Source organism: Collinsella sp. CLA-AP-H1 (genome assembly GCF_040092945.1).
Classification (GTDB): Bacteria; Actinomycetota; Coriobacteriia; order Coriobacteriales; family Coriobacteriaceae; genus Collinsella.
Genome location: NZ_JBBNKO010000010.1, coordinates 69,311 through 81,348, shown reverse-complemented (window position 1 = coordinate 81,348; position 12,038 = coordinate 69,311). Strand labels below are relative to the sequence as shown.

Annotated in this window: 9 protein-coding genes and 6 tRNA genes; 14 read left to right on the top strand and 1 reads right to left on the bottom strand. The window is 58.3% G+C overall.

Annotated features, from left to right (window positions below; all coding sequences use genetic code 11):
* A partial coding sequence (locus AAAV44_RS06925; RefSeq protein WP_349115139.1) for an ATP-binding protein occupies positions 1–414 on the top strand: 414 nt, incomplete at its 5' end.
* Here AAAV44_RS06925 and AAAV44_RS06920 read toward each other — a convergent pair.
* Entirely contained in the window at positions 404–1,264 is an 861-nt protein-coding gene (locus AAAV44_RS06920) for a transposase (RefSeq protein WP_349115137.1), read from the bottom strand. The genes AAAV44_RS06925 and AAAV44_RS06920 overlap by 11 nt on opposite strands.
* Before the next feature lie 765 nt (positions 1,265–2,029).
* Here AAAV44_RS06920 and AAAV44_RS06915 point away from each other — a divergent pair.
* From AAAV44_RS06915 to folB, 13 genes are all read left to right on the top strand, one after another.
* Positions 2,030–2,119 (top strand) — tRNA-Leu (locus AAAV44_RS06915).
* Between the two features lie 59 nt (positions 2,120–2,178).
* On the top strand, positions 2,179–4,524 hold the full coding sequence (locus tag AAAV44_RS06910) for a SpoIIE family protein phosphatase (RefSeq protein ID WP_349115136.1): 2,346 nt from the start codon (positions 2,179–2,181) through the stop codon (positions 4,522–4,524).
* 81 nt (positions 4,525–4,605) lie between these two features.
* On the top strand, positions 4,606–5,352 hold the full coding sequence (locus AAAV44_RS06905; RefSeq protein ID WP_349115135.1) for an anti-sigma factor antagonist: 747 nt from the start codon (positions 4,606–4,608) through the stop codon (positions 5,350–5,352).
* Positions 5,353–5,457: 105 nt separating this feature from the next.
* Positions 5,458–5,533 (top strand) — tRNA-Gly (locus tag AAAV44_RS06900).
* Positions 5,534–5,567: 34 nt separating this feature from the next.
* Positions 5,568–5,641 (top strand) — tRNA-Cys (locus tag AAAV44_RS06895).
* A 42-nt stretch (positions 5,642–5,683) separates the two neighbouring features.
* A tRNA-Gly gene (locus tag AAAV44_RS06890) sits at positions 5,684–5,759 on the top strand.
* Between the two features lie 486 nt (positions 5,760–6,245).
* Positions 6,246–6,321, top strand: a tRNA-Gly gene (locus AAAV44_RS06885).
* A 3-nt stretch (positions 6,322–6,324) separates the two neighbouring features.
* Positions 6,325–6,399 (top strand) — tRNA-Val (locus AAAV44_RS06880).
* A 666-nt stretch (positions 6,400–7,065) separates the two neighbouring features.
* Positions 7,066–9,288, top strand: a complete 2,223-nt coding sequence (nrdD, locus tag AAAV44_RS06875; protein ID WP_343001063.1) for an anaerobic ribonucleoside-triphosphate reductase — start codon at positions 7,066–7,068, stop codon at positions 9,286–9,288.
* A 426-nt stretch (positions 9,289–9,714) separates the two neighbouring features.
* Positions 9,715–10,296, top strand: a complete 582-nt coding sequence (gene nrdG, locus AAAV44_RS06870; protein WP_349115133.1) for an anaerobic ribonucleoside-triphosphate reductase activating protein — start codon at positions 9,715–9,717, stop codon at positions 10,294–10,296.
* Between the two features lie 66 nt (positions 10,297–10,362).
* A complete protein-coding gene (folE, locus tag AAAV44_RS06865) occupies positions 10,363–10,920 on the top strand; it encodes a GTP cyclohydrolase I FolE (RefSeq protein ID WP_349115132.1) in 558 nt (185 codons plus the stop codon).
* Positions 10,921–10,922: 2 nt separating this feature from the next.
* On the top strand, positions 10,923–11,504 hold the full coding sequence (locus AAAV44_RS06860) for an HD domain-containing protein (protein ID WP_343001061.1): 582 nt from the start codon (positions 10,923–10,925) through the stop codon (positions 11,502–11,504).
* A 43-nt stretch (positions 11,505–11,547) separates the two neighbouring features.
* Positions 11,548–12,033 carry a dihydroneopterin aldolase gene (gene folB / locus AAAV44_RS06855; protein ID WP_349115131.1) on the top strand — a complete coding sequence of 162 codons (486 nt, stop codon included), beginning with the start codon at positions 11,548–11,550 and terminating at the stop codon, positions 12,031–12,033.
* Positions 12,034–12,038: the final 5 nt, after the last annotated feature.

The window sequence follows — 12,038 nt, the reverse complement described above, 5'->3', positions numbered from 1 at the left end:
GTAGAGGTCGACTATCTGCCTCTTGAACTCGTCGGTGAAATGCCTCGGGTGCCTGGGGTCCCTCATATACGGCCCTCCCGTCTCTCGCGCCCCTCCCGGAACTGTCCACATCAGTGTAGCCAATCCAAGTACTACGCCCACTCGAGGCTGCTGATCATCGACGAGCTCGGCTACCTCGACGTCGGCAGCGCGGGCGCGGACCTGCTGTTCCAGCTGATATCGACGCGCTACGAGCAGCGCTCGACGATCATCACCACCAACGTGGGGATCAGCGGCTGGGGCAGGGTGTTCGGGGACGACGTGGCGGCGAGCGCGATCGCGGACAGGGTGTGCCACCACTGCCACCTGGTCAAGATAACCGGCAGGTCCTACAGGCTGAAGGACCTGCCGAGGGACGGGCCCGTCAAGCCGTGACCGGAATCGGTGAAAATACGTTAGCGCAACCGGTGAAACCGCCTTTGCGCGAACGGCGCGCCTGTTTGGCGAAACTGGTGAAAAATAGATTGACGCTAACATCCCCGGCCGCGACCGCGAGCTTGGCCGCGCTCACGGGCCCGCACCCGTACATCGCCAGCAGCGCGGGGCAGTTCTCCTCCAGGGACGCCTCGATCGCGCGCTCCATGTCGAGCGCCGCGTCGCGCGCCGCCGCCCACAGGTCCGCCAGCGCGCCGAGCGCGGCGCCCAGCGCGCCCTCGGCGCGCACGGAGGGGAGCTCCTCCATCAGCCTCGGCCCTCCCATGCCGCGGAACCTCGACCTGAGCCCCTCCGGCGCGGTGGTGAGCAGCGACCTCGCGGTGTTGATCGCCGAGGTCCGCGCCTTCACCGCCCCGGAGCGCGCCGCGAGCATGCAGCGCACCCCGTCGACCCACCCGTCCTGGCTCTTGGGGGTCCCGAGCTTCGAGCCGGACATCGCCGCGCGGGCGGCCCTCTCCGCGTCCGCCTCGTCGCACTTTCCCTGCCCCGGGCGCCTCCTCTGCGTCCCCGCCGGGGAGAGCGCCTCGCGCACGGGCATCCCCAGCGACGCGAGGTGCCTGGTGAGGCCCGCCCCGTAGGACGACGTCCCCTCCATCGCGATGCAGGCCGGCTCCCCGGCCGCCGCGATCGCCCCGGCGAGCGCCTCGTAGCCCGCCGCGTCGGCGGGGAACTGGCGGGACAGGACCTTGCGGCCCCTCCAGTCGAGGACGCACAGCCAGTGCGAGTCGGCGTGGGTGTCGACCCCGCAGAAGACCGGCCCGCGGGCGCCGGGTGTCGATTCGGCTCTCATGTCTCGCTCCGTTCTTTCCGTGCTCGCCTGGACCGGGCAGACGGCACACTGACGGGGCGCGATAGAATGCGGTTGTTCGGGTCCGCGGTATCGCTCCATGCTCCTATTAGGTCATGCGGCGGTCTCGGCTCGCCGCGGCCCGCGCGGGACATGTCAGGAAACGAGGGCAGCCCTGTGGGCGCCAGCGGAATGTGGGGTCACCGCGCGGTCCGCATCTTATGGTGTCGACGCCAATGGTATATGGGTGCGCGATTGGCGTCATCAATTCAGAAGATATCAGTGCGGAATGTTCTGAAAAGTAACACCAGGGCGGGCCCTACGTTAACTCGGCAGGGGGAGTGCGATTCCTCGATCGCTCACTAAACCTAATAAGAAATTGAGTGAGGCCGGAGCATTAGCTCCGGCCTCCTTATATAAGGGCTCGGCAAAGCCGAGCCACTAAATATATATCAGCCCCAGAACATGTTTGAGAACGGTGTCTGGAGTACGTGGACGCAGGTCCCGAATCGGTGTTGCCTCCCGGCGCATTCCGCAGGGGGAGCGATATTTTGCAGCACGAAGTGCGTAGCAAAATATCGCTCATGCCCGAGGACGCGCCGGAGGCAACACCGATTCGGGACCGGACATAAGCGTCTACCTGCGCATTTACAATTTCGTAAACTTTTTTCAAAAAAGTGCTTGCACAGTTCTCGAATCATAGGTTATTATCTTCCTCGTTGAAAGAGCGGGTCCAACCAAACGGACCGCGAATCAACAACATAGCATGTCGGAGTGGCGGAATTGGCAGACGCGCTAGCTTGAGGTGCTAGTGACCGCTTTTTGGTCATGCGGGTTCAAGTCCCGCCTCCGACACCATCGCATTTGAGAAGCCTCTTCGGAGGCTTTTTTGTTACCGATAGACGGTGGGGTTCACGATGGAAACGCTTGAACGCAACGAGTGGGCAGACGTTGCCCAACTAGTCGAGATCACGAGCGATGCTGTCATCATCTGCGAGCTCGACGGAACCATTTTGCATGTGAATAATCGCTTGCTTAGTTTGATGTGCGAGGAACGTGCTGACGTCATCGGTGGAGATGTCAAAGACGTCCTGTACTCTTCCGCTTTTGAACGTGCGACGGAACATCGCCTGCCATTTGAAACTGATGGCTCCGAGAACGAACTGATGCTCAAGCTGAGTGACGGTTCCTTTATCCCCGTCCTGGTTTGTGCCGGCTCGGTTACACCGCCTCGCATCTTTGGGCGCCGCGCGCCGCGTGTTCTGGTGGCGCTCCATAGCATCGAAGAGCAATACTCGCACGATCGCCAGCTCAAGCGTGCGCTTTCGGAGCTCAGGGTGGCGAATAAGCGCCTTTCGGGCACATTGTCGGTCATTATGAGTACGGTGGGTTCCGATGAGCTGCCTAGTTTGTTAGATACCGTTTTGAACCAGCTTGTAGGAACGCTCGATGCTTCGGGTGCCGCTATCTATTTTTCTGAGAGCGGCGGTTTTAAGCTTCGCGGTGTTTCCAAGGAGCTGCACGACAGCTACCTGCCCGAGTTTTTGCCGTATGGCGCTGGCATTCCGACGTATGTTCTTCGCGAGTCGCGCGCCTGTCGCTTGTCGATTCAACAGGACCTTGAGGGTGATAGGGCCGCCTCCGGTATGTTCATGGACCTGGACAATCGTTCTAAGCACCTGCTGCGCGTGCAAGATATGCCTCCATACCGCAGTGAGATATGTCTTCCCGTGTTTTACGGTACTCAGGTGCTCGGTGTGTTGGAGGTCGGTTGGAAGCGTCCGCAGGCACCGCTTGCCTATGACGTCAACGTGCTCGAGGTCATTTGCGATTACCTCTCCATCCAGCTGGTCGGCATGGCGTCAAGCTTGCGCTCGCGTCGTACGGCAGAGCTTGGTCGCTCGTTGAATGTGCTTCGGGATGAGCTGTTTACCTACCTCGATGATCCTGTTGCCGCCTCGCGTGCGGTGTCGACCGAAATCTGCGCCGTGCTTAATTGCCATTTCTGCCCCGTGGAGTATGATGCGGACCTCGAAACCTATGTCATCGATTTCGAGGGCGGCAGCCGTGTGGCGCTGCCGGGCGATCCGGAGTCGCTCTTCTTTTCCGTCACGACGCCGGCGGCACGCCTGGGGACATCTTCCGATGGGTTCGAGGCATCGGTGCTGGGCGGGACGAGCGCAGATGACCTCAAACATGTGCGCCTTACACGTGTGGACGAATCCACGTCTATGGGCGCATGGTTGAGGGCCCACGGCCTACCGTGTCAGGGACTTTATGTCGACTCCGGCATCGAAGCGGGGCGCTATCACTCGGAAGCGGATGGCAAACGAAGCAACGATGCGATTGTTCCCGCCGATATCGCCAAGGGGCCTACGAGGCGCGTTTTGCTGCTTCGTGATGGCAGCCAGGAGCCAATCGATGACCTTGAATACGACTACATGGTGCATTTAGCGCACGACTTTGAGCTGATCTACGAGGGTGAGTCTCAAAAGCGCGAAGAACGTCATATTGCTCAGACGCTTCAGATTGGCATGAGAAATTCGCTTGGTGACGTTCCGGGTATCGCAACCGATTCGGTGTACCTGTCAGCCACGAACTCGGCGTTGGTTGGCGGCGACTTTTATACGCTTGTCCGTCTTCCCGACGATTGCGCTGTAATGATTTTGGGCGATGTTTCCGGCAAAGGAATCGAGGCGGCGTCGATGTCAGCGCTCGTCAAGACGGCGCTGACGGCCTATGCCTGGGAGGGTGCGGGGCCTGCCCGCATGGCTCGCTCGCTCAATAGCATGCTCATGGGCTTTTCGAGGGTCGAGACGTTTGTGACGGCGTTTATCGCCAAGATTGACCTTAAAGCGGGTCGCGCTACCTATTGCTCAGCGGGACATCCTCCCACTATGGTCATTAGGCCAGAGTCGAAGCCGCTTGGCGGCGGAGAAGCCCGAGGGGGAGAAGTGGAGCTCCTTGGGTGCCAATCGGGTGTGATCGGTGCCTTTGGGAGCATGGTGTACGAGACGGGCGTGTTTACGTTCGCTCCTGGTGACATGCTATTTATGTATACCGATGGAACAATCGAAGCACGTGATCGCTCGGGTGCTTTCTTTGGCGAGCAACGTCTTCGTGACCTTCTGCTCTCTGTTTCGGGCGAGGGCGTATCGGGAATCTGCGGTAAGGTCTTGGGCGAGCTTGACCGCTTTACCGAGTCAGCGCTGGACGATGACATCGCGCTGGTTTCCCTTGAGTTTTTACGGGGTCGATCGTAGGCCGCGACGCTTGACGGGCAAAATCTGCGCAGTTGCAGATACGTATGCATCGAGCGAGCTCTTTTGGGGAACCATGGTCGTATGAATGAGTGGAATGACATAGCGGTTTTGACGCCACCGGGTGATGTCGACATCGCCTCGGTGTCCGTCCTGCGCCGACGGTTGGATAATCTGATCGACCGGGGCGTGCGTCGTGTTGTCATCAATTGCCAGGCCGTGGGCTTTATCGACTCGACGGGTTTGGCGTTTTTGCTTACACGTGCCAGAGAGCTCATGAGGCGAGAGGGCCTGCTTTCGCTCGTTAACGCCTCCGATGAGGTCATTCGCTTTTTGGAGATTGCCCGACTTGTCGACATCCTTCATGTTGCGGGTCCGGCGCGTGAGTCGATTCCCGCCATTCCGGTGGGAGAGTTGCCACGATGGAGCAAGAGCATCGAAGTGCGGCGAGGCATCGAGAACCTCCCGTATTATCGGCACCGTGTGGCCGAGCTTCTCGAATCGCTTCCCCTGAGGCGTGATGAGCGTTATGACGTCGCATTGGCGTTGGGGGAGGCATTGGGTAACGCGTATGACCATGCGGGCGGTGTTGGCTGCATCCTGACGGTTCAGGCCTATGGGGACCGTGTTGTGCTCGAGGTGCTTGATCGGGGTGCTGGCTATTCTATCGATGGGGCGAGCGAGCCGGTGGCATCCGAGGAACGCGGACGTGGTATCAAGCTTATGCGCATGCTCGTCGATAATGTGGAGGTTGCCCGTCGTACGGATGGCGCCGGCACACGCGTTCGGATGGTGAAGCTGTTTAGCTCGGCATTGGAATCGTGCGCTTAGCGCTCTGGCTTGACGTTGCCCACCTGCGCGAACTTGCACTGGACAACTTTTTTGAAAAAAGTACTTGCGTCTTTTGGACAACTCGCGTAAATTAATAACCCGCAAGCGGACATGGCTCAGTTGGTAGAGCACAACCTTGCCAAGGTTGGGGTCGCGGGTTCGAGCCCCGTTGTCCGCTCCATTGCATTTCCGGACCGTTCAGTCGGTCCTTTTTCGGCGAAGTGGCCAAGTGGTAAGGCAGAGGCCTGCAAAGCCTTTACCCCCGGTTCGAATCCGGGCTTCGCCTCCAGGCAACATCCGGGCGCTCCGGCGCCCGTTTTGTTTTACATATGCGGACATGGCTCAGTTGGTAGAGCACAACCTTGCCAAGGTTGGGGTCGCGGGTTCGAGCCCCGTTGTCCGCTCCAAACGCAACAGCCCGACTACCACGGTAGCCGGGCTTTTTCGTACCCATCGCCTGGGCTCGAACCCGAGAGGGAGCGAGCGTTAAGCAAACGCGGAGCGTTTGAAGCGAGCTGGCGAGGACGCCGACAGGCGGCCGAAGCCGGTGCGGATCCGCGAAGCGGATACGCGGACGCCCCGTTGTCCGCTCCACTAATTTTACGCGGTTCTAACGAACCGCGTTTTTTGTTGACGCTGCGCGGGCTCCGGGCACCCCATCTTGCCCCTCAGCTTCACGGGCGTGGCCATCCGGCCTACGCCCGCTTGCTTTGGGGTGATCCGGGGCACTGGGACGTCGCTCGCTGCTGGGGCTCTTTCCCCGTGATCTCCATCCTTCCAATGTAATGAACGGCAAAGCAGGCGGGGGTCATCGGTATCGGGAACTATTTTCAAATTATTCGAAAATAATTCTTGCATTTGGGTTAATCATCCCGTATATTAAATCCTCGCAGGCGGACATGGCTCAGTTGGTAGAGCACAACCTTGCCAAGGTTGGGGTCGCGGGTTCGAGCCCCGTTGTCCGCTCCATTTGGGCGTTTAGCTCAGGGGGAGAGCGCTTCCCTGACACGGAAGAGGTCAGAAGTTCAAATCTTCTAACGCCCACCAAATGTTCGCAGCTCAGAGACTAAGTCTCTGGGCTGTTTTGTTTTGGTTGCCAAATACGTCACCAAATTTCGAGTTTTTTGATCTTCCGGGATGCTTCTCAGTAGTCATCCGAGGAAACTCTCATCTTCTCCGCTTGCATACACATATCTTTCAAGGATTCGTGCCGCGGTTGCATGAGGCTCGGCAAGGCACGACCGCAACATGTTGGTCAAGGACAAACTTTTGGATTCTTTTAGCGCGAGCGGCTTGATTTTGGTGCTATTTGGCGGCGACTCGGTTGAGGGGGTTTCAAAACTGCCGCGCAGGTAGTCGAGTTGATAACGTTTTAGCAGCCTACCAAGAGGCCTTCATTTTTAATGCGTCTGCAAATTGACTAATTACTTTTACCTGCTGAAACACTATATGTTGTGTTTAACTTAAAAAATGAATACAGGATATAGATGCCTCTTTGTCGTATGATAGATGATGGACAGAGAGCGAGAACCTTATTCGCCCCATTTGGATGGATCTTTGAGCCCCTTGATCGGCTGCGAGGATTGTCCGCATGAGGGTCTATGGTTATCGAAAACACAGATTGCGCGACGGCGCCGCAAGACAGGGTAAGCCCTGCCAGGCATCGTTTGGCTCTGAAGCGCAATGAGGCTACGATGCGAAAGAGGCAAGAGGATGAAGATCATCAAGCGCAGCGGCACCGAGGTTACCTTTGACATCGATAAGATCGTCAATGCGATTCGCGCCGCAAACTTGGAGGTCGAGGAAGGCTCTCGCCTTACCGACCGCCAGGTGATCTATGCGGCACAAAACGTCGCCGAGGCATGTGAGAAGGCCGGTCACACCGTATCGGTCGAGGAGATCCAGGATTTGGTCGAGGACGAGATTATGCGTCTCGATTGCTACGAGGTCGCTCGCCACTACATCATCTATCGCTATGTTCAGAGCCTAAAGCGCCAAAAGAACACGACCGACGACAAGATCCTGTCGCTGATCGAATGCAACAACGAAGAGGTTAAGCAGGAGAACTCTAACAAGAACCCGACCGTCAACTCCGTTCAGCGCGACTACATGGCCGGCGAGATTTCCAAGGACCTGACGCAGCGCGTGCTGCTGCCCCAGGAGATCGTGGATGCTCACAACGAGGGCCTGATTCACTTCCACGATTCGGACTACTTTGCCCAGCACATGCATAACTGCGACCTGGTGAACCTGGAGGATATGCTCCAGAACGGTACTGTTATCTCGGGTACGCTGATTGAGAAGCCGCACAGCTTCTCGACGGCCTGCAACATCGCGACGCAGATCATCGCCCAGGTTGCTTCCTCCCAGTACGGCGGCCAGTCGATTTCGCTGACTCATCTCGCCCCGTTCGTCGAGGTGAGCCGTCAAAAGATTCGCGGCGAGGTTGCTCGCGAGCTTGAGGAGCTCGGCGTTTCCGCATCTCCCGAAAAGGTCCGCGAGGTCGTGGAGGATCGTCTGCGCGACGAGATCCGCCGCGGTGTCCAGACGATTCAGTATCAGGTCGTGACGCTTATGACCACGAACGGCCAGGCACCGTTCGTGACGGTCTTCATGTATCTCAACGAGGCCCGTACGCCCCAGGAGAAGCATGACCTTGCCATGATTGTGGAGGAGACGCTTCGCCAGCGCTATGAGGGCGTTAAGAACGAGGCTGGCGTGTGGATCACTCCGGCGTTCCCCAAGCTTATCTATGTGCTCGAGGACGATAACGTTTACGAGGATTCCCCGTACTTCTACCTGACTCAGCTGGCTGCGAAGTGCACCGCCAAGCGCATGGTGCCCGACTACATCTCCGAGAAGAAGATGCGCGAGCTTAAGCTGTCGAAGGGCGAGACCGCGGGCAACGGCGATTGCTACACCTGCATGGGTTGCCGCAGCTTCCTGACGCCCGATCGCTCGGGCAACGGCTTTAACAACGTGGCCAACGCGCTCAATTATGATCCGAACAAGCCCAAGTACTACGGCCGCTTTAACCAGGGTGTTGTGACCATTAACCTGCCCGATGTCGCGCTGAGCTCGCATCAGGACATGGACAAGTTCTGGAAGATCTTCGACGAGCGCCTTGAGCTGTGCCACCGTGCCCTGCTGTGCCGTCATGAGCGCCTGATGGGCACGCTTTCGGATGCCGCGCCGATTCTTTGGCAGTACGGTGCCCTGGCGCGCCTTAAGAAGGGCGAGACGATCGACAAGCTGCTCGTGGGCGGTTACTCCACCATTAGTCTGGGTTATGCCGGTCTGTATGAGTGCGTCAAGTACATGACGGGCCACAGCCACACCGAGAAGGAGGGCACGCCCTTTGCCATGGCGGTCATGCAGCACATGAACGACAAGTGTGCGGAGTGGAAAGCCGCGAGCGACATCGATTTCTCGCTGTACGGCACGCCGTTGGAGTCGACGACGTACAAGTTCGCCAAGTGCCTGCAGCGCCGTTTTGGCATTATTCCGGGCGTGACGGACAAGGGCTATATTACTAACAGCTATCACGTCCACGTGTCCGAGGAGATCGACGCATTCGACAAACTCAAGTTCGAGGGCATGTTCCAGCAGCTTTCGCCGGGCGGTGCCATCTCCTACGTCGAGGTTCCCAACATGCAGGACAACCTCAAGGCTGTCATTCGCGTGATGCAGTACATCTACGACAACATCATGTACGCCGAGCTCAACACCAAGAGCGATTACTGCCAGGTGTGCGGCTACGACGGTGAGATTAAGATTGTCGAAGATGACGGCAAGCTGGTGTGGGAGTGCCCCAACTGCGGCAACCGCGATCAGGAGAAGATGAACGTCGCCCGTCGTACGTGCGGCTACATCGGTACCCAATTCTGGAACCAGGGTCGAACCGAGGAGATCCGCGACCGCGTGCTGCATCTCTAATAACCATCCCAGGCCGCCCCGTAGCGAGGCCCCGGACCTTTACTCGCTATTTCGGACAGTCCTGGCTCACGACGGAGGCGCCACTGGCGCCTCCTGTTCGTGCGGAACTCATATCGAGCAAAGGTCCGGGGCCTCGCTACGGGGCGGCCAAGTTGACGTAGCTGAGATGCAGTATGCGGCCTGCTCACCCCTCGAAGTTCTTAGCGGAAATGAGTTGACTTGCAACAACGCTTTGCTTGTGATGACGGTTGAGCTGCAACAAAGTTTTTATTAGACCTCGAACCCTATACTCGATGTTCGCTTCGTTCATTGAGTTACCCTTTGCATGAGGCCGGGACATATCGTCCCGCCCGCAGTTTCGCAGGCCGCAGGCCGAGAATGTTTGAGGACGGGATGATATGTCCCGGCCTCCCGGGAGAGTTATCTATGAACTACGCGAACATTAAGTATTTCGACATTGCTGATGGGGAAGGTGTTCGTACTTCTCTGTTTGTGAGTGGGTGCCGTCGTGGGTGCAAGAACTGCTTTAACTCCGTCGCGTGGGACTTTGCCGCGGGCGAGCCATTCGATCGCGCCGTCGAGGATAAGATTATCGAGAGTCTCGACCATCCCTTTATTGATGGACTGACGATTCTGGGCGGGGAGCCGATGGAGCCCGAGAATCAGGCGGGTCTCGTTGAATTTATCGAACGCGTGCGTGCTGCCTATCCTGTGGAGTCGGGGAAGACCATTTGGTGCTTTACCGGCGACGTGCTCGAGGAGCTTATGCCGGGCGGTTGTCACCATACCGAGGTGACGGACCGTATCCTTGCCTGCCTCGACATGCTGGTGGACGGCCCGTTTGTTCAAGACCTGTACGATATCTCGTTGCGCTTTAGGGGTTCGAGTAATCAGCGGGTGATCGACATGAACGCCACGCGCGCTCGTGCCGCGCGTGAGGGCGTTGCGCTTTGCGATGCTGTGGAGCTTTGGCGGGACGATCCGGTCTATTCGACCCATACTATGTAGCTTGCGGCCGATGTCGGAGGGCGTGGTACCATAGCGCGAACGCAAAATCGGAAAAGTGAGGCCCAGATGGTCAATCAGGAAAAAGTCGAGGCCGCCATAAGGCTGTTGCTTGAGGGCATGGGCGAGGACCCAACTCGTGAGGGCCTGCTGGAGACGCCGGCGCGCGTCGCCCGCATGTATGGTGAGATTGCCGGCGGCATGGACCAGAGCGCCGAGGAGCACCTGTCCAAAACCTTTGCCGTCGCTTCGAACGATTTGGTTGTCGAGCGCGACATTACGTTTTACTCGCTGTGCGAACACCATCTGCTGCCGTTTTACGGCAAGGCTGCGATCGGCTATATCCCTAACGGTCGCGTTGCCGGACTCTCTAAGCTCGCTCGCACGGTTGAGGTCTATGCCCGTCGCCTGCAGCTGCAGGAGAAGCTGTGTGCACAGGTTGCTGATGCCCTCATGGAATATCTTGCTCCCCAAGGAGCGATTGTGATGATGGAAGCTGAGCATATGTGCATGACCATGCGCGGCGTGCAAAAGCCCGGCACCAAGACCGTAACGCTTGCTCGTCGCGGTGTCTTTGAGACTGATCCGTCGCTCGAGGAGCGATTCTTTAGGATGCTGGGCCGCTAACCATGAGGGTCGTCAACGACTTTGCATCGAAGACCGATGAGGGAACGCCGCGTCGTGGCTTTATGGCTTCGGGCCTGACCCCCTTTGGTGCCATGCCTCGCATTGACTACATCTGTGCCAACGGGCTGTTCCGGCGGCATCTGGGCAACATTGCGCAGTTGGAATCGGGGCGCATCTTTTGCCGCCACGGTATTGACCATCTGCTGGATGTCGCGCGCATTATGTGGATCAAGAATCTTGAGGAGCAACTCGAATTTGACCGCGAGGTCATCTATGCCACGGCACTTCTTCACGATATCGGCAAAGATGAACAGTATGAATCGGGTATATCCCATGATGTTGCAAGCGAACGCGTCGCTGATGCGATTCTCGGCGGCATGCCCGAAGACGTGGCGTTTGAGCCGGCAGATGCCGCAGCCATTAAGACGGCCATTCTGGGTCATCGAAAGCTGCGCGTGAACAGCCAGCCGCTTGAGCGTCTGCTTTATGCAGCCGACAAAGCGTCGCGCGCCTGCTTTGCATGCCCTGCGCGCAATGCCTGCAACTGGAGCGATGATAAAAAGAACCTGTCGATTCGCGTGTAGTCGGTATGCGCGGTCGGGGTTCTGAACGAAGGAGACGATCGCGATGACTAACAAAAAGCTACCTGAGAATGCAACCAAGACCGAGGGCGCCGAGCTCGCCCGTCGTGGCAGGGGCGAGATTTCCACCGCAACGGCAGTGCCTCATGTGAGCTATGACGACCTGCGCCATGCCGACCGCATTACTATCGACGGTCTCGAGGTCTTTGCCAACCACGGCGTGTATCCCGAGGAGAACGCCCTGGGGCAGAAGTTTGTCGTGTCCTTGGTGCTCTATGCCGACCTGCGCGCGGCAGGGGAGCACGATAACCTGGATGCCTCGATTGATTACGGCTCGGTGTGCCACGATGTCGACGGCTATCTGCGCGAGCATACGTTTAAGCTCATCGAGGCCGCGGCCGAGGGTGTGGCCTCGATGCTACTACGTCGTTACCCCTTGCTGCTTGGCGTGCGTGTTAAGCTCGATAAGCCTTGGGCGCCCGTCGGTCTTCCCCTGGCAAGCTGCGGCGTCGAGATCGAGCGCGTGCGCTAACCGGT

Bases quoted from the DNA above. Each gene is read 5' to 3' on its own strand.
- AAAV44_RS06910 (WP_349115136.1), top strand. From the start codon at position 2,179: ATGGAAACGCTTGAACGCAACGAGTGGGCAGACGTTGCCCAACTAGTC.
- folE (WP_349115132.1), top strand. From the start codon at position 10,363: ATGGTCAATCAGGAAAAAGTCGAGGCCGCCATAAGGCTGTTGCTTGAG.
- AAAV44_RS06920 (WP_349115137.1), bottom strand. From the start codon at position 1,264: ATGAGAGCCGAATCGACACCCGGCGCCCGCGGGCCGGTCTTCTGCGGG.
- AAAV44_RS06905 (WP_349115135.1), top strand. From the start codon at position 4,606: ATGAATGAGTGGAATGACATAGCGGTTTTGACGCCACCGGGTGATGTC.
- nrdD (WP_343001063.1), top strand. From the start codon at position 7,066: ATGAAGATCATCAAGCGCAGCGGCACCGAGGTTACCTTTGACATCGAT.
- nrdG (WP_349115133.1), top strand. From the start codon at position 9,715: ATGAACTACGCGAACATTAAGTATTTCGACATTGCTGATGGGGAAGGT.
- AAAV44_RS06860 (WP_343001061.1), top strand. From the start codon at position 10,923: ATGAGGGTCGTCAACGACTTTGCATCGAAGACCGATGAGGGAACGCCG.
- folB (WP_349115131.1), top strand. From the start codon at position 11,548: ATGACTAACAAAAAGCTACCTGAGAATGCAACCAAGACCGAGGGCGCC.